The organism is Streptomyces sp. NPDC001219 (assembly GCF_053597915.1).
This window is the reverse complement of record NZ_JBSFJF010000002.1, coordinates 103,638-119,237: the sequence shown is the minus strand read 5'-3', so window position 1 is coordinate 119,237 and position 15,600 is coordinate 103,638. Positions and strand designations below refer to the sequence as shown.

General features: G+C 73.4%; 16 protein-coding genes and 3 tRNA genes. 9 read left to right on the top strand and 10 right to left on the bottom strand.

Annotation, left to right across the window (positions count from 1 at the left end; translation table 11 throughout):
* The first annotated feature begins 72 nt into the window (after nt 1-72).
* Nucleotides 73-1,350, top strand: coding sequence for an RNA polymerase sigma factor (locus tag ACWC9R_RS02030; RefSeq protein WP_450728089.1), 1,278 nt, complete (start codon nt 73-75; stop codon nt 1,348-1,350).
* 34 nt (nt 1,351-1,384) lie between these two features.
* Here the strand turns inward: ACWC9R_RS02030 and ACWC9R_RS02025 are convergent, their stop codons facing one another.
* Nucleotides 1,385-2,866: an FGGY family carbohydrate kinase gene (locus tag ACWC9R_RS02025; RefSeq protein WP_450728087.1), complete on the bottom strand. Its 1,482-nt coding sequence runs from the start codon at nt 2,864-2,866 to the stop codon at nt 1,385-1,387.
* A gap of 63 nt (nt 2,867-2,929) precedes the next feature.
* Nucleotides 2,930-3,229, bottom strand: a complete 300-nt coding sequence (locus ACWC9R_RS02020; RefSeq protein ID WP_450728085.1) for a YtxH domain-containing protein — start codon at nt 3,227-3,229, stop codon at nt 2,930-2,932.
* A gap of 217 nt (nt 3,230-3,446) precedes the next feature.
* On the opposite strand from ACWC9R_RS02020, the gene ACWC9R_RS02015 reads away from it, so the two are divergent.
* The 5 genes from ACWC9R_RS02015 (at nt 3,447) to ACWC9R_RS01995 (ending at nt 6,684) form a co-directional block, all read left to right on the top strand.
* Nucleotides 3,447-3,519: transfer RNA gene (locus ACWC9R_RS02015), tRNA-Asn, on the top strand.
* Nucleotides 3,520-3,524: 5 nt separating this feature from the next.
* Nucleotides 3,525-3,597: transfer RNA gene (locus ACWC9R_RS02010), tRNA-Asn, on the top strand.
* 178 nt (nt 3,598-3,775) lie between these two features.
* Nucleotides 3,776-3,849: transfer RNA gene (locus tag ACWC9R_RS02005), tRNA-Ile, on the top strand.
* A gap of 1,116 nt (nt 3,850-4,965) precedes the next feature.
* Entirely contained in the window at nt 4,966-5,535 is a 570-nt protein-coding gene (locus tag ACWC9R_RS02000) for a DinB family protein (protein ID WP_450728083.1), read from the top strand.
* Between the two features lie 204 nt (nt 5,536-5,739).
* On the top strand, nt 5,740-6,684 hold the full coding sequence (locus ACWC9R_RS01995) for a DUF5996 family protein (protein ID WP_450728081.1): 945 nt from the start codon (nt 5,740-5,742) through the stop codon (nt 6,682-6,684).
* Between the two features lie 24 nt (nt 6,685-6,708).
* Here the strand turns inward: ACWC9R_RS01995 and ACWC9R_RS01990 are convergent, their stop codons facing one another.
* Nucleotides 6,709-7,584 (bottom strand): glycosyltransferase family 2 protein, encoded by an 876-nt coding sequence (locus tag ACWC9R_RS01990; protein WP_450728079.1) that lies wholly within the window; start codon nt 7,582-7,584, stop codon nt 6,709-6,711.
* Nucleotides 7,585-7,806: 222 nt separating this feature from the next.
* Here ACWC9R_RS01990 and ACWC9R_RS01985 point away from each other — a divergent pair, with 222 nt between their 5' ends.
* The 3 genes from ACWC9R_RS01985 to ACWC9R_RS01975 all read left to right on the top strand — a co-directional run bounded on the left by ACWC9R_RS01985 (nt 7,807) and on the right by ACWC9R_RS01975 (nt 9,436).
* Complete coding sequence (locus tag ACWC9R_RS01985) at nt 7,807-8,169, top strand: cupin domain-containing protein (RefSeq protein ID WP_450728077.1); 363 nt, start codon at nt 7,807-7,809, stop codon at nt 8,167-8,169.
* A gap of 266 nt (nt 8,170-8,435) precedes the next feature.
* Nucleotides 8,436-8,843, top strand: a complete 408-nt coding sequence (trxA, locus tag ACWC9R_RS01980) for a thioredoxin (RefSeq protein WP_450728075.1) — start codon at nt 8,436-8,438, stop codon at nt 8,841-8,843.
* On the top strand, nt 8,840-9,436 hold the full coding sequence (locus ACWC9R_RS01975) for a histidine phosphatase family protein (RefSeq protein ID WP_450728073.1): 597 nt from the start codon (nt 8,840-8,842) through the stop codon (nt 9,434-9,436). Before trxA ends, ACWC9R_RS01975 begins: the two co-directional genes overlap by 4 nt.
* Nucleotides 9,437-9,520: 84 nt before the next feature.
* On the opposite strand, the gene ACWC9R_RS01970 is transcribed toward ACWC9R_RS01975, so the two are convergent.
* The 7 genes from ACWC9R_RS01970 to ACWC9R_RS01940 all read right to left on the bottom strand — a co-directional run bounded on the left by ACWC9R_RS01970 (nt 9,521) and on the right by ACWC9R_RS01940 (nt 15,373).
* Nucleotides 9,521-10,552: a rod shape-determining protein gene (locus ACWC9R_RS01970; protein WP_450728071.1), complete on the bottom strand. Its 1,032-nt coding sequence runs from the start codon at nt 10,550-10,552 to the stop codon at nt 9,521-9,523.
* 188 nt (nt 10,553-10,740) lie between these two features.
* Nucleotides 10,741-11,334, bottom strand: coding sequence for a hypothetical protein (locus tag ACWC9R_RS01965; RefSeq protein ID WP_450728069.1), 594 nt, complete (start codon nt 11,332-11,334; stop codon nt 10,741-10,743).
* Nucleotides 11,312-12,127, bottom strand: a complete 816-nt coding sequence (locus ACWC9R_RS01960) for an FkbM family methyltransferase (protein WP_450728067.1) — start codon at nt 12,125-12,127, stop codon at nt 11,312-11,314. The genes ACWC9R_RS01965 and ACWC9R_RS01960 overlap by 23 nt, the downstream gene beginning before the upstream one ends.
* Complete coding sequence (locus ACWC9R_RS01955; protein ID WP_362606528.1) at nt 12,124-12,348, bottom strand: Trm112 family protein; 225 nt, start codon at nt 12,346-12,348, stop codon at nt 12,124-12,126. Before ACWC9R_RS01955 ends, ACWC9R_RS01960 begins: the two co-directional genes overlap by 4 nt.
* On the bottom strand, nt 12,335-13,267 hold the full coding sequence (locus tag ACWC9R_RS01950) for a DMT family transporter (RefSeq protein WP_450728064.1): 933 nt from the start codon (nt 13,265-13,267) through the stop codon (nt 12,335-12,337). The genes ACWC9R_RS01955 and ACWC9R_RS01950 overlap by 14 nt, the downstream gene beginning before the upstream one ends.
* Before the next feature lie 4 nt (nt 13,268-13,271).
* Nucleotides 13,272-14,009, bottom strand: coding sequence for a methyltransferase domain-containing protein (locus tag ACWC9R_RS01945; RefSeq protein ID WP_450728062.1), 738 nt, complete (start codon nt 14,007-14,009; stop codon nt 13,272-13,274).
* Nucleotides 14,006-15,373: a condensation protein gene (locus ACWC9R_RS01940; RefSeq protein WP_450728277.1), complete on the bottom strand. Its 1,368-nt coding sequence runs from the start codon at nt 15,371-15,373 to the stop codon at nt 14,006-14,008. Before ACWC9R_RS01940 ends, ACWC9R_RS01945 begins: the two co-directional genes overlap by 4 nt.
* Nucleotides 15,374-15,600 lie beyond the last annotated feature (227 nt).

The window sequence follows — 15,600 nt, the reverse complement described above, 5'->3', positions numbered from 1 at the left end:
CACGGACCGGACTCAAAAAGTGCTCGCACGCCCCTCGTGGCGGGACTGTGTCGTACTCCACACTGAGGAGCGGTGCCTGAGTCCCCGGTGCGCGGCGGGTCCGGTCGAACCGCACCGGAATCCCCCGCGGAACCACTCCTGACGTACGGGACGGACGGCGGTTCGGCCGCGCCCGTGCCCGGCGTATCTGCCGCTTCAGCAGCGATCACCCTGGAGGTCGCCCCCGTGCAGACCCAGACCCTCGCCGACGCGCCGACCGCCACGGAACCGGATACCGAGCCGCCCGCGGAGCCGCTCGCCGTCCCGCAGCAGGCCGAGCCCCCCGCCGCCGAGATGATCGTCGAGGAGATCACCCCGGAAGCGGAACCGGAAGTGGAGCCGGAAGCGGAAGCGGAGGCCGACCCGGACCCGGAACCGGCGCCGCGCCCCGAGGCCGGCAGCCCGTCCGCCGACCTCTTCCGCCAGTACCTCCGCGAGATCGGCCGGATTCCGCTGCTCACCGCCGCCGAGGAAGTCGAGCTCGCGCGCCGCGTCGAAGCCGGTCTCTTCGCCGAGGAGAAGCTCACCCACGCCCCCGACATCTCCTCCCAACTCGCCTTCGACCTCGACAGGTTGGTGGTCCTGGGCCGGATCGCCAAGCGCCGCCTGATCGAGGCCAACCTGCGTTTGGTGGTCTCCGTCGCCAAGCGGTACGTCGGCCGCGGGCTGACCATGCTCGACCTCGTCCAGGAGGGGAACCTCGGACTGATCCGCGCCGTCGAGAAGTTCGACTACGCCCGCGGCTACAAGTTCTCCACCTACGCCACCTGGTGGATTCGCCAGGCGATGTCCCGCGCCCTCGCCGACCAGGCCAGGACCATCCGCGTCCCGGTCCACGTCGTGGAGCTGATCAACCGCGTGGTGCGGGTCCAGCGCCGCATGCTCCAGGAGCGCGGCTACGAGCCGACGCCCGAGGAGGTCGCCGCCCATCTCGACCTGACCGGGGAACGCGTCAGCGAGGTGCTGCGGCTGGCCCAGGAACCGGTCTCGCTGCACGCCCCCGTCGGCGAGGAGGAGGACGTCTCCCTCGGCGACCTCATCGAGGACGGCGACGCCGCCTCACCCGTCGAGTCCGCCGCGTTCCTGCTGCTCCGCGAGCACCTCGACGCGGTGCTGTCCACGCTCGGCGAACGCGAACGCAAGGTCGTCCAGCTCCGCTACGGCCTCGCCGACGGCCGCCCCCGCACGCTGGAGGAGATCGGCCGGATCTTCGGCGTCACCCGCGAACGGATACGGCAGATCGAGTCCAAGACCCTCAACAAGCTCCGCGACCACGCCTTCGCCGACCAGCTCCGCGGCTATCTCGACTGAGACCGCCGGGCCCGGAACCGGCGCCGCCGGTACGTCACGCCTCCCGCTGGAACGCCCCCGGATAGGCCTCGTCGCGCACCGCCGTGTACTGCTGGCGCACGGCCTGGCCCACCGCCAGCTCGTCACCCGGTTCGAAGACCTGGCTCGTGGCGGCCGGCCACTGCGGGGGATCGATCCAGGCGGGCCCGCCGCCCGGCCCGGACTCCGCGCCGCCGGCCGGCGTCAGGGTGCCGTGCGCCACCCCCCACGCCCAGGCCGCCTGCCGGGCCGCGCCCAGCGCCGCGTACTCCGCCGGCTGCGGCACCACGACCGGCACCCCGAACAGCGCCGGCGCCACCGCCTGCACCGCGAACAGCTCCGCCGCCGCGCCCAGCAGGAACACCCGGCGCACCGCCATGCCCCGCCCCCGCAGCACGTCCAGCGCGTCCGCCAGCCCGCAGAGCATGCCCTCCACGGCCGCCCGCGCCAGATGCTCCGGCTTCATGCTGTCCCGCCGCATCCCGTGCAACGACCCGGCGGTGTGCGGCAGATGGGGCGTCTTCTCGCCCTCCAGATACGGCAGCAGCACCATCCCGTACGCACCGGGCGACGAGTTCATCGCCAGCTCGGACAGGCCCTCCAGATCCGTCCCCAGCATCTCCGCGGCGCCGCGCAGCACCCGGACCGCGTTGCTGGTGTGCACCACCGGCAGATGCCTGCCGGTGGCGTCCGCGAACGAGGTGATCGTGCCGCTCGGGTCCACCAGCGCCTCGTGGTGAATCCCGAACACCGACCCCGAGGCGCCCAGCGACACCACCGCGTCGCCCTCCCCGACGCCGAGCCCGAAGGCGGCGGCCATCGTCTCGCCCGTACCGGCGGAGATCAGCAGCCCCTCCGGGGTGAACCCCGCCGTCCCCGACGGGCTCAGCAGCTCCGGCAGCCGCACCTGATGGCCCAGCGCCAGCTCCACCAGGTCCGGCCGGTACGCCCCGGTCGCCGCCGACCAGAAACCTGTCGCCGAGGCCCCGCCCCGGTCCGTCGTCCGCCGGGCCGGCCGCCCCAGCAGCTGCCACGCCAGCCAGTCGTGCGGCTGCATGACCTCCGCGATCCGGGCCGCGTTCGCCGGCTCCGTACGCGCCAGCCAGCGCAGCTTCGTCACCGCATGGGTCGCCTGCGGCACCGCCCCGACGGCCTGCGCCCACGCGGTACGCCCGCCGAGCGAGTCGATCAGGTCCGCCGCCGCGCTCTGCGCCCGCCTGTCGTTGCCGACCAGCGCGGGCCGCACGAGATTGCCCTCGACGTCCAGCGGCAGCAGCCCGTGCGGCTGCGCGGCGACCCCGATCGCCTGCACCCCTTCGAGCAGCCCACTGCCCGCGGCCTCACCGAGTGAGATCAGCCACGCCTGTGGATCGACCTCGTGCCCCTTCTCGACGGGGTGCGGCGCATACCCGCGCCTGATCACGGCACCCGTGTCCGCATCGCAGACGACGATGCGCGTGCTCTCGGACGAACTGTCCAATCCGGCGACTATCCCCATGGCCTCAGATGATGCCCCATACGACGCATAGGGAGTGAGTCAGGGTTTGCCCGGGAGGGCCGGTCAGGTGTTAGTCGTGCCCCAGTCGTCCTCGTCGAAGCCGCGCGGCTCCCGCAGCGAGCGGACCCGGTCGGCAACGGACGCCGGCAGCCGGTCCCCGACCTTGGCCGACACCGTCCCGAAGGCCTTCGACGCGGCCTCGCGCCCGGTCAGCGCGGCCGACTCGGCGGTGTTCCGGACCGCGGGATTCTGCGAGATCCGCTGGGCGGCCTTGCGGAGCTGCTCGTACCGTTCCCGGCCGGCCCGTGCGCCGAGCACGTACCCGGTGGCCAGTCCCGCGATGAACGTGAGCCGGTAGCGCATTGCTCCACCCTTCCTCTCGTCGGTCCCGTCCGGTGCCGGAAGCACCGGAGTGCGGGCTGTGCCGCGCGCCTACCCTCCGGGGCCGCAGATCACCCGAGGTGACCTGAGGCGATACCGATTGGCGGAGCACCCCCCTGCTTGCGCTAATGTATGTGTCGCAGCGAGCGCGCGCCGTCCGGAAGACCGGACAGCGACGCATTCGAGGCACACAGAGCAATCCCCTGTAGCTCAATTGGCAGAGCAGCCGGCTGTTAACCGGCAGGTTACTGGTTCGAGTCCAGTCGGGGGAGCTCGGTCCCCTGTAGCTCAATTGGCAGAGCATTCGGCTGTTAACCGGAGGGTTACTGGTTCGAGTCCAGTCGGGGGAGCAGAGAGAAGAGGACCCCGCACGGGGTCCTTTTTCTTGTGCCATGGAACCGAACGGCCCGTGATCGAAGTCCTCTTGGGCGTGCGTGGTCGCCCGACGGCAGCCCTCACGGGCAGCAGATCGTATGAGCGGCTATGCTGCGGCAGACGGCGCGCACAAATGTGCGCGACGCGCCGTGGGGGGCGGTAGCTCAGCCGGTTAGAGCAGCGGACTCATAATCCGTCGGCCGTGGGTTCGAGTCCCACCCGCCCCACCGCAGCACCCAGGGCGAAGCCCCTTTCTACCTGGGGAAACGTCAGAACGGGGGTCACCGCCAGAGCGCGGTGGCCCCCGTTCAGCCGTTCGGACCAAGATCCAGTGGACGCACAGTGGACACCCAGGGGCCGTCGGACCGCACAGAGGTCCGGGGCTGTATCCCCGCAGACTCGGGGGACTTGGGAACGCGCCGTCACTCGCTCGGGGGCTACCGGGCCCGCTGACGAGGCGGTGAAGATCGCCTGCCGGCGCAGCCCGACGGGCCGGGCAAGGCCGAAGCGGAGCACTCCCGCCGGGGGTGCTGACCGTCAAACCCTTGCCCCGCAGGACTCCCAGCCCTGATTGCCGGAGAGGAACTGCGGCCTCCCGGTGGACGGCCGCTGCGACATCTACGGCCTGCCCTCGGATCTGCCGCTCGACGTCGACGCGGTTTCTCAGGGGACTCTGCCCAAGGCGCCGGAGAGCCGCCACGAAGCCTGCCGGGGTTCCGTCACCGCGCTGCGCGCGGCGGGCTCATCCGCACCTCAAGGGAATCACGGGGGATCACGTGGCGGCCTGGCCGTCCGCCCCTACTGCGGCATCTCCCGCGACACCCTCCGGATCGGGGTCCCGAGCCCTGTGGCCTGCGCTTATGGCTCACTAACTACACTCTGACGAACTGTGAGCGAGGTTCGGTCGAAGACGTCCTGCGTGACTCCTTCGGCAGAGCTTGGGCGCTCCGCTCGCTCCGTCCTGTACCGCCTCGGCAGGGGGCCGGAGTGTGGGAGGGCGAGGCTGTCCGTGCCTTTGCGGGACAGGTGGGAGAGCTGCCGAAGTACGTCGCTCGCCTTCGCTCATGCCGAGCCATATGTGCCGTCCTCGGCCCTTCCGCTTTGCTGCGCAGCCTGAGGAGGCGTCCCGCACACCCACCGATACCGCGTCTACGGCAAACACCTCGACCACCGCATCGCCTACGCCCAGTCGGTGGCCGGGCTCTGGCGAGCGGACCGTGGCGACGACTGACTCGGAGCCCCTTCGCTCAAGTCGCTTTGCCGGCATGGCGCTTGTCCTGGCGCGGCGTCGGATGGTGGTGGGCGGGAAACCCAGTGGCGGTCACGGTCCGGTGGCGAGGAGCATGCCGGGTATGAGTGACCAACCAGCGCGATGGACGCAGGCGACTGTCTACCCCGATATGTGGACCGATCCGGACGATGATCCCCGTGACAGTCAGGGGCCCGGGCCGGAGGGTGAGGTCGCGACGCTCCTGGAGTTCTTGGCGAGCTATCGCATGACGCTGCGGATGAAGTGTGAGGGGCTGGACGCGGAGCAGCTGGCCCGTCGGTCGGTGCCGCCGTCGACGATGTCGCTGCTCGGACTGGTGCGGCACCTCGCCGAGGCGGAACGGGACTGGCGGAACTGGATCTGTGACGGTGACCCGGTGCCGAAGCTGTACGGCGTGAAGGACGCGGACTTCGACGGGGCGGTCGCCGAGCAGGCCGTGGTCGAGGCCGCGTACGCCGATCTGGAGCGGGAGCAGGCCGCTACCGACGCGGCGCTGGCCGGGCATCCGGACCTGGGTGCGCGGGTGGGGAAGGAAGGGATCGCCGTCCGGGAGCTGATGGTGCACCGGATCGAGGAGTACGCCCGGCACTGCGGGCATGCCGATCTGTTGCGGGAGTGTGTCGACGGACGGGTGGGGCAGTAGGCCGGCGTCACAGGCCGGCCAGCAGGGGGCGGCCCGTGGGGGTCGGGCCGTAAGGGGCGCCCATAAGAGGGCGGCCAAAAGGGTGGGCCGGGGTGTGGGGTGTGCTTCGGGTCGACGTGCCGGATGTCTTTCGGCGTGGTCATCATGGTCGTTCAGGGCCGGTGGCCGTCGGGAGGGTGGGGCGCGAAGGGCAGGGTGTGGACGATGGAGCTGTTTCCGGCGATCCCGTATGCGGAGTGGCGGGACACCAAAGAGACGGTTCATCGTTTCGCGCAGGTGGTGGGGAAGGTGCGGCTGGCCGCCGGGCCGCGGCGCAACCACTGGTGGAACGTGCCCTTCCATCTCACCGGGCGCGGCATCACCACGCGGCCGATGGGGCAGGTCGACGGCAATCCGCTCTTCACGATCGACTTCGACTTCGTCGGGCATCAGCTGGTCGTGGCGGTGCTGGACGGCCGGACGGTCTCGTTTCCGCTCGCCGGGCGGTCCGTGGCGGCCTTCCACGACACCCTGATGGAGGTGCTGGCCGGGCTGGGTATCCGAGTGCGGCTCGCCGTTCCCAGGCCGTTCGATCTGCCCGACGCCGGGCGGCCGTTCGCCGAGGACACCGAGCACGCGGTCTACGATCCCGGGCACGCCCACCGCTACTGGCGGGTGCTCAGCCAGGTGGCGGCGGTGCTGGAGGAGTTCGCCGCGGGCTATGAGGGGAAGGTCAGCCCGGTCCACCACTTCTGGCACACCTTCGACATCGCCCACACCCGGTTCTCCGGGCGCCGCGTGGACCAGCCCCGGCAGACGGACCCGGTGACCCGGGAGGCGTACTCCCGGGAGGTGGTCAGCTTCGGTTTCTGGTTCGGGGACGAGGGTTTCCCCGAGCCCGCGTTCTACTCCTACACCGCGCCGGAGCCCGCTGACCTGGACAAAGAGCCGCTGTGGCCGGAGGAGGCGCGCTGGGCGGAGCGCGGCGGCAGCCACCTGGCCGTGCTGCGGTACGACGACGCGCGCGCCGAGGCGGACCCCCGTGCGGCCGTGCTCGCGTTCTACGGGAGTGCCTACCGGGCCGGTGCCGGGCTGGCCGGGTGGGACGTCGAGGGGCTCGCCTGTCCGGGCGGGGTGACGGACCCCCAGCTGCGGCACGAGCAGGGCTGAGCCGGCGCCATCGAGGGGCGCGCCTCAGATGACCGGCGGGCGGCCCAGTCTCGTCATCCGCCACACCGTGCGCCAGCGCAGCGGACGGCGTCGGCCGCACGGGGTCCGTACCCCCTCGGCGAAACCGGCGGCCCAGGCGCGCAGGCCCGCCGCCGAAGGGCTGCGGACGGCGGTCAGCGCGGCCCATACGCCCAGGTAGAGCGGCACCAGGACGGCGGGGAGGTGCCGCCGGGCCAGCCAGACGCGGTTTCTGGCGACCATGCGGTGGTAGACCGCGTGCCGGGTCGGTGAGGTGTAGGGGTGCTGGAGCACCAGCTCCGGGGCGTAGCGGATGTGCCAGCCGTCGTCCAGGGCGCGCCAGGCGAGGTCGGTCTCCTCGTGGGCGTAGAAGAAGTCGTCGGGCCAGCCGCCGATCCGGTCCAGCATCGGTACGGACAGCGCGTGCCCGCCGCCGAGGAAGGTGGTGACCAGTCCGCCGCGCGCCGGGTCGCCGGCCCGCAGCCGGGGGACGTGGCGGCGCTGGGTGCGGCCCCGCTCGTCGGCGATGCGGAAGCTCACGATCCCCAACTCCGGTTCGTCGGCGTACAGTTCCGCCAGCCGACTGAAGACGTCCGGGGCGGTCAGCAGACCGTCGTCGTCCAGGGCGACCACCACGTCGAGGTCCCCGAGCTTGCGCAGCTCGTCGAGGGCGACGTTGCGGCCACCCGAGACCCCCAGGTTCTCACTCAGCTCGACGCCGAGGGCGCCGTGCGGCAGCGGGGGCAGCGGGGAGCCGTTTCCGATGACCACGAGGTGAGCGGGCTGGAGGTCCTGCTTGGCGACCGAGTCCAGCAGCGCCCGCAGCTCGGCGGGACGGTTCCCCATGGTCAAGATGGCGACGCCTACGCGCAGATGACGCACAGAAGTTTGCTCCGTTCTTGGCGGTCTTGTCGGGATGCTAACCGCCGGGTGCGGCGACCGCGTGCCACGGCGCTGCCCCGGCGACATCCGGCCGCTGAACGCTGGGGAACATCCGCGCCGCGGGCGGGGCGCCCGCGGATGCCGGGGGTGCCGGACCGGCGCACCATGGAAGGGCCGGGGGGTTCGCCTGGATGCCGAGGGGGGTGGATGGAGGAAGCCCTCATGATGGAAGTCAAGACGGTCGACAAGCCGGATGAACGGCGCGACTTTCCCCGGGGTCACCTCGAAGCCCTGCACCTCACCGGACTGGACTTCGCCGTGGCCACCTTCGAGCCCGGCTGGCGCTGGTCGGAGTCGGTACGCCCGCTCGCCGGGACGGACAGCTGCGAGGTCCACCACAACTGCTTCGTGGTGCAGGGCCGGATGCGGATCAGGATGAACGACGGCGCGGAGTCCGAGGTCGGGCCCGGCGACGTCTTCGTCTGCCCGCCCGGTCACGACGCCTGGGTGGTCGGGGACGAGCAGTGCATCGTGTACGACTTCGCGGGCGGGATGGCGAAGGACTACGGCAAGGCGAAGGGCTAGGAAGCGAAGGGGCAGGAAGCGCCTGAGACGGCCCGGACGAGCCGGGCAGAGAGCGTGCGGGGCGGGGCCGGGGCGCGGTGTGCGGCCGCCGCGTCGGCCGGCCGGGTGGAGTGTGGTTTGCCACGCAGATCCGTATGTCTAGGAACGCGATCGGTGGGCAGGGGTGCGGGACGGTCCGGCCTGCGGAATACCTCACGGGGTGATCCCGTTGCCGCAGCCGGAGACCGACTGACAAGCGTCGACAGACCGGAAGCAGGGAAACAGGCATGAGCACCATCGAGCTCACCAAGGAAAACTTCGACGAAATCGTCTCCGCCAACGACTTCGTCCTGATCGACTTCTGGGCCGAGTGGTGCGGGCCGTGCAAGCAGTTCGGCCCGGTCTTCGAGAAGTCCTCCGAGACGCACGAAGACCTGGTCTTCGCCAAGGTCGACACGGAGGCGCAGCCCGAGCTGGCGCAGGCCCTCCAGATCCAGTCCATCCCGACCGTGATGATCGTCCGGGAGAACATCGCGGTCTTCGCGCAGCCCGGCGCGCTCCCCGCGGAGGCCCTGGAGGACGTCATCGGCCAGGCCCGTGCCCTGGACATGGACGAGGTCCGCGCCTCGGTCGCCGAGGCCCAGCAGGCCGAGCAGGCCGAGGCCGGGCAGGGGCAGCAGGCGCAGGGCTCGTGAGCGACCTCCTTCTGGTCCGGCACGGCGAGACCGAGTGGAGCAGGGACGGCCGGCACACCAGCTGGACCGACCTGCCCCTGACCGCCACCGGTGAGGAGCAGGCCCGCGCACTGCGGCCGCTGCTGTCGGACCGGAAGATCGGGCAGGTGTACGCCAGCCCGATGGAGCGGGCGCTGCGCACCGCCGAGCTGGCGGGCCTCGCCCGCCCGCAGATCGACGCCGACCTGCGGGAATGGGACTACGGCGGCTATGAGGGCATCGCCACCGCCGAGATCCACCGCAGCCGGCCCGGCTGGTATCTGTTCTCCGACGGCGTCGCCGAGGGGCCGGCGGAACATCCGGGGGAGTCGCCCGAGCAGGTCGGGGCGCGCGCCGACCGGGTACTGGCGCGGCTCGCGCCACAGCTCGCCGCCGACGAGGGCGATGTGGCGCTGGTGGCGCATGCGCACTTCCTGCGGGTGCTGGCCGCCCGCAGGCTCGGGCTGCCGCCCGCCGCCGGAGGCCTCTTCACCTTCGAGACCGCGACGGTCGGCATTCTGGGAACCGAGCACGACCGGCCCGCGGTGGTCGCCTGGAACGCCCGGAGCCTGTGACGCCGGCGCCGGCGGGCCCGGGGCCGTGAGCGCCGGGCCGTGTGCCCGGAGACCGTGGCCCTCAGGGCCGCCGGCCGGCTACGGCTACGGGTCCATCGGGTCGAGGTGCAGGGGCTGCACCTTGCCCTCGATCATGGCGCCGAGGCCCATGACGGCACAGGTGTCGGGGTGGTCCGCGGTGTGCACCGGCATGTTCGTGGCCTGATGGATCATCGGCTCCAGGCCGGGGATCAGGGCGCTGCCGCCCGCGAGCACGATGCCGCGCTCCCCGAGGTCGGCCACCAGATCCGGCGGGCAGCGCCGCAGCACCGCCCCGATGCCGTCGAGGATCGAGGTCAGCGGGGTGGTGATGGCGTCCCGCACCCGCTCGGTGTCGACATGCACGGAGCGCGCCATCCCGCTGACCACGTCCCGGCCGTGCACCTCGGTGGAGCCGGGGGTGAGCCCGTCGCCACCGGAGAGGATCAGCTGCAGCGGGCGTACCGCCTGCCCCGCCAGCATCAGTTCGTGGTGCAGCCGCAGATGCTGGACGACCGCGTGGTCGATGGCGTTGCCACCCACCGGTACGGTCTCCGCCGACACGATCGAACCGAGCGAGAGCACCGCGACCTGCGTGGTTCCGGCGCCGCACACCACGATCATGGTCGCCTCGGGCTGCTCCACCGGAAGCCCCGACCCCACCGCGGCGGAGACCAGGGTGTCGACCAGCTCCACCCGCCGCGCCCCGAGCCCGGTGAGCGTCTCCACGGCGGCCCGCTGGGCCAGCGGCTCACTGCCGTAGGGGAGACAGATCGCGGCCCGCATCGAGGGGCGCCGCCGCCAGGTCCGGCGCAGCTTGTCGCCGACCAGGGTCCGCAGCAGCCGCTGCGCCATGTCGATGTCGACGATGGTGCCGTTGGAGACCGGGCGCACCACGCGGATGTAGTCGGGGGTGCGGCCGTCCATCACCTCGGCCTGGGCGCCGACGGCCAGCAGCGCTCCGCTGCGGGTGTTGATGGCGGCCACGGTCGGTTCGTCGACGACCAGCCCATGGTTCTTCACATACACCCTGGTCCGGGCCGCGCCGATGTCGATGGCGGCCGAACAGCGCCGCAATTGGGCGAGGCTGATGGTCATGGGTGATTCCTCCCCGATGGGCCGGTGTGGACGAAGCGCTCGCGCGGCCGGTTCGCAGGGACCGCTCGAGCGCCATCCTCCGGTCGCGCGCGGGGCGCCGCCCGCTGGACAGGTCCGCCCGGGGGACGGGGGCGGGGCGGTTGCGGCGAAGGGGTGACGCGGCGGGGAGAAGCCGGTGCGGCGGCCCCTCAGCCGGTCAGCCGCTGGTACAGCCCCCAGGTGAACTCGGGGACGATCTCCCGCGGGGTGCCGTCGGGGCCGGGCGCGGTGCAGGCCAGCCGCCAGCGGGTGGGGGCACTGCCCTCCATGGGGCGGGCCGGGGCGAAGGCGCGGGCGACCTCGTCGACGGTGCACGACCAGGGCGTCAGATCCGCGGTGGTGCGCAGGTCGGGGCCGGTGGCGCCGGGCGCCCGGACGAGCCAGGCGTTCCAGACGGCGCCCCGGCCGCCGGTGAGGACCTCGAACCTCAGGCCGGGCCAGAGCGGGACCGGCCAGGTCAGGGCCTCGCAGCGCAGATCGCCGATCCGGCGGGCGGTCACGCTCTCCGGGGTGCCGAGCAGCGCACGATACGGCCGGAGGCCGCCGGGCGCGCGCGGGGCGTGCATCCGCGCCTGCCAGCGGCGGTTGGCCTCGCGCATCGTGGCGCGGGAGACACCCAGGGTGCGCAGCGCGTCCTCGACCAGCCCGGGGTGGTGGTCGGCCATCCTGCGCAGCAGGACGAGCTGGAAGGCGACCGGTCCGGGCGGACCGGCGGGCGGGTCAGTGTCCGTGGTCGGGTCCATGAGGGACATGGTGGGGGACGGCGCGGGCCGCGGGGCGGCCGGGTCGCTCGCCGTCCGGCAGGAAGAGTACGGAGTTGACGTAGCGGCGGTGCGGGGCGAGGGAGCGGCGCAGCAGCCCGTGCTCGGCGACATGGCAGGTGCGGGACTGGTGGCCGGGCAGGTCGAAGGCGTCCAGCGGCAGCCAGCGGTCGTGCGGCAGGACCCAGCCGCGGTAGCCACGGGCGGCCGTCCAGTCCAGCACGGGCCCGAGCGGTTGGATGCGGGTCTCCAACTCGACGAACAGCGCCGGGAGTTGGTGCTCGACGGTGTCGGCGGCGCCGCGCAGCACCGACAGCTCCGCACCCTCCGCGTCGATCTTGATGAGGGTGACGGACGCCAGCCGCAGCGCGTCCAGCGGGAGACAGGGCACCTCCAGGGCGGCGGTGTGCAGCTCACGGCGTACGAGCGAGGAGACCCCGCGGTCGCCGCGGCCGTCCGCGGGCAGCCAGAGGGTGGCGCACCCGGTGTGGTCGGTGGCCGCGGCGGACACCACCTCGACATGCGGGGGAGTGACCGAGGCGAGCAGACGCGCCAGGTGCGGCACCGGTTCGAGGGTGACGACCCGGTCGGCGCGCCGGGCCAGCCGCCGGGTCCACGGGCCGTACCACCCGCCGACGTCGACGGCCGTGCCGCCGGGCGGGCAGAAGTCGGCGAGCCGCCGCAGCTCCGGCTCGAACCGCGGATAGAGCCCGGCCGCCAGCGCCGACACCAGCCGGGCCGGCAGCCGGGGCCCCAGCCGCGCGGCCAGCGTCACGACCCCGGCTCGCGGTCGGCGAGCCGGCCGAGCGCGCGGGTGTGCTCGGCGTCGGTGAGCGGTTCGCCGGAGGAGGGCAGCAGCTGGGGGATGCCGTCGAGGATCGGATAGCGGCGGCGCAGCCGGGGGTTGTAGAGGGCGTCACCGGGGGCGAGCAGCGACAGCGGGCCCTTGTCGAGCGGGCAGACGAGGATCTTCAGCAGCGGGTCATCGGGTGTCATCACGCAACTCCGGGGTTCCGGTGGGGGACGCGGGGGCGGGCGGGTCGTGGCGGGGCAGCGCGAGCAGGACCGCCACGGCGACCGCGGTGCCGCCCAGCCGCAGCGCCCGGCGCAGCGGATCGGCGGGCAGCGGCTCACCGAACGCCACGGTGCCGCAGACGACGGTGAACACACAGGTCACGGTGGTGCAGACAGGGACGATCACGGAGGCCCGGCAGCGTTGCAGCGCGGTCTGGGACAGCACCAGACCGGCGGCCCCGGTGACGAGCAGCAGGTACGGGTAGGGCGAGCCGAACAGCCGCCCGGCCACGGCCGGGATGTCCCGGGTGGTCAGCAGCCCGGAGACACCCTTGATGGCCAGCGAGCTGACCCCGTAGAGCAGGCCGACGGCGACCCCGTAGGGGACACCCGCCGTCGGCAGCCGGTGACGGCGGCGGGCGCGCCGCTCCGCCGAGCGGTACAGCAGCAGCCCGGCGGCCAGCGACGGCACCGCGATCAGCAGCAGGGTGGCGGGCGGCGCGGTGCGGGCGACGGCCCCGGCGCCCTCGCCCCGGAGGGAGGCGACGACCAGCGCCAGTGCCACCAGGATCGCCAGGATGCCCTGCCGCTCCCGGCCGCTGGTCCGCTCGCCCAGCACCACCGACGACAGCAGCAGAAGAAGCACCAGGCCGGAGACGAACAGGCCCTGGGCCGCGGCGAGCGGCAGCGTGCGGTACACGGCGAGCTGGGCGGCGAACCCGGCGGCCAGGGCGAGCGAACCGGCCAGCCACAGCGGGCTGGACAGCAGCCGGCCGACGACCCGTACGGGCTGCCGGGTGCTCAGCGCGGGCAGTCCGGCCAGCGCGCGCTTCTCCAGCACGAAGCCGGTGCTGTACAGGACGTTGGCGAGCAGCGCGGACGCCACGCCCCACCACGGCACCGCGTTACTCCCTTCCCCGGCGGGCGTGCGCGAGCAGGATGGAGGCCAGCGACGGGACATGGCAGGCGGCACGGTCCACGGGGCGCAGCGGCCGCGGCACATCGTGGTACGGCGCACCGGCGAGCCGTACGGCCTCGAACCCGGACGCGGCCAGGAAGCCGCGCAGCGCACGGGCCGTGTAGAGCCGCAGATGGCCGACGACCTGGGTGCCCGGCCGGCCGTGGATGCGGCGCATGCTCACCTCCGAGAAGACGGGCTGGACCCCGGCGAGCAGCAGCCCGCGGTTGTACCAGGCGGCGAGGTTGGGGGTGGAGAGCAGCAGATGGCCGCCGGGGCGCAGGACCCGGCGCAGCTCGTCCAGGGCGGCGTCGGGGTCCACGAGATGCTCGATGACCTCACTGAGGAGGACGGCGTCCGCTGAGCCGGACGCGAACGGCAGCCCCCCGTCGGTGAGTTCCCCGCGCACCGCACAGGGGAGCCGGGTCCGGGCGCGGCGCAGGGCGTCCTGCGACCAGTCGACGCCGACCAGCCGGTGACCGGTGAGCAGCTCCGCCGCGGTGGCCGCCGCCGAGCCGTCGCCGCAGCCGATGTCCAGGATGGTGGCGGGCGGGGCGCCGGGCCGTACGGGGCCCAGGGCGCGGGCCAGCAGCCGGGCCTGCCGCCGGCTGCGGGCGGCGCCGGAGGCGACCGGCACGGCGGGGTTCTCGTAGAAGTCCCGCAGCGTGGCGGGGGGCCGGGTCACCGGGCCGCTCCGCCGGTCCAGGCGGTGGCGGCGAGCGAGGAGCGGAACAGGGCGCCGAGCCGGGCGCCGGCCGCGTCGTCCAGGAGGGCCGGGGACCAGCGCAGTGCCAGCTGGATGCGGCCGGCCACGGAGACGGTGGTGACGGTGAGGCCGCGCGGCATCCGGGCCGGGGCGGAGAACCACACCGCGGTCGGGCGGCCGGCCTCCCCGAAGTCCAGCGGGTAGGGAATCCGGCCGATGTTGGACAGGAGGGTGGTGGAGGTCCAGGGCGCGGCGGCGGCGCGCAGCGCACGGGTGACCGCGCCGCGCAGCCCGACCGGGAGGACGGGTGCCGTCAACACCACTGAGGCGAAGCCGAGTTGGCGTCCCGGGGGTGCGGCCTTGAGGGCGCGGGTGCGGGCGGCGGTGCGCCGCAGCAGCCGGGCCACCGCCTCCGGGTCGGGCGGATCGGCGGTCAGCGGCCCGGCGTCCCGGCGCTCCTCCGGGCCGAAGCCGACCGTCAGCAGCCGGGTGCCGTTGCCGATGGGCATCTCGGCGCCGCGCGGCCGGTCGTCGACGGGCATGGTGAGGACGACGGGGGCGGCGGCCGGGCCGTGCGGGCCGCCCGGGGCGTGCAGCCGGTTCCAGCGGGCCACCATCAGCCAGGTGGCGACCAGGAGTTGGTCGTTGACGGTGTACGGCGCCACCCGTCCTGGCGTGCGCGGCGGCCGGGCCGGAATCGGCAGTTCGGTCAGGAGCATGCCGTTGCCCGGCCGGCCGGTGCGGGGGACGTGGCCGGGGGCGGCGGCGATACGGGCCGGCCGGGAGAAGCGCGGCCCGGCGTCCGGCACGTCGTCGGCCTGCGGCCGCTCCGTACGGGGACCGGCGGCGCGTACGGGCGACGGGGCGGGGGAGTTGTCGGCGCCGCCGTACAGCTCGGCGGCGGTGGCCAGCACCCGCAGACAGGCCGGACCGTCCAGCGCGGTGTGGTGCAGGGTGAGGAGCAGGACGGTGCCGCCGTCCGCCTGTTCGATCACCGCCAGCCGTACGGGGGGCGAGGCGTGCAGCGGCGGGCTGTCGTCGAGCGCGCGCTGCCGGGCGCGGGCCAGCGCGTCAGGGCCGGGCGGCGGGAAGTCGACCGGGTCCATGTCCGGGGCGGCGGTCAGCTGCCAGATGTAACGGCGGTGCCACCAGCGGACCGGCGCCTGGCGCATCAGGACGCGCGGATGGCGGGCGAGCGCCCGGTGGAACGCGGTGCGCAGCCGGGCGGGATCGACCCGCCCGGGGAGGTGCACCTCGATGTGCACGGTCTCCGGATGGCCCTCGTCCAGACAGTGCCGGGAGACCTCGTCCACGACGGGGAAGGGGACGCGGGCCACGACGATGCCGCGGCTCTGCTCCCCCCCACCCCCGAACCCACCCCCCGCCCCCTCCCCCGAAGGGGGAGAGGGGGAGGGGGCGGGGGAGAGCGCGGGGGACTGCGCGGCGGGGCCGTTGGGGGGTGTGCGGTGGTTGTTGGGGGGTGTGTCGTGACCGGTGGGTGGGGCGTGGCGGCGGGCGGGTGGTTGCTGCCCGTCGTTGGTCGGGGCGGCTCGGTCGTCGGATGGTTCTC

Coding starts and splice junctions, on each gene's coding strand:
- ACWC9R_RS02025 (WP_450728087.1), bottom strand. CDS start 2,866: ATGGGGATAGTCGCCGGATTGGACAGTTCGTCCGAGAGCACGCGCATC.
- ACWC9R_RS02020 (WP_450728085.1), bottom strand. CDS start 3,229: ATGCGCTACCGGCTCACGTTCATCGCGGGACTGGCCACCGGGTACGTG.
- ACWC9R_RS02000 (WP_450728083.1), top strand. CDS start 4,966: ATGCCGGGTATGAGTGACCAACCAGCGCGATGGACGCAGGCGACTGTC.
- ACWC9R_RS01995 (WP_450728081.1), top strand. CDS start 5,740: ATGGAGCTGTTTCCGGCGATCCCGTATGCGGAGTGGCGGGACACCAAA.
- ACWC9R_RS01985 (WP_450728077.1), top strand. CDS start 7,807: ATGATGGAAGTCAAGACGGTCGACAAGCCGGATGAACGGCGCGACTTT.
- trxA (WP_450728075.1), top strand. CDS start 8,436: ATGAGCACCATCGAGCTCACCAAGGAAAACTTCGACGAAATCGTCTCC.
- ACWC9R_RS01970 (WP_450728071.1), bottom strand. CDS start 10,552: ATGACCATCAGCCTCGCCCAATTGCGGCGCTGTTCGGCCGCCATCGAC.
- ACWC9R_RS01965 (WP_450728069.1), bottom strand. CDS start 11,334: ATGGACCCGACCACGGACACTGACCCGCCCGCCGGTCCGCCCGGACCG.
- ACWC9R_RS01955 (WP_362606528.1), bottom strand. CDS start 12,348: ATGACACCCGATGACCCGCTGCTGAAGATCCTCGTCTGCCCGCTCGAC.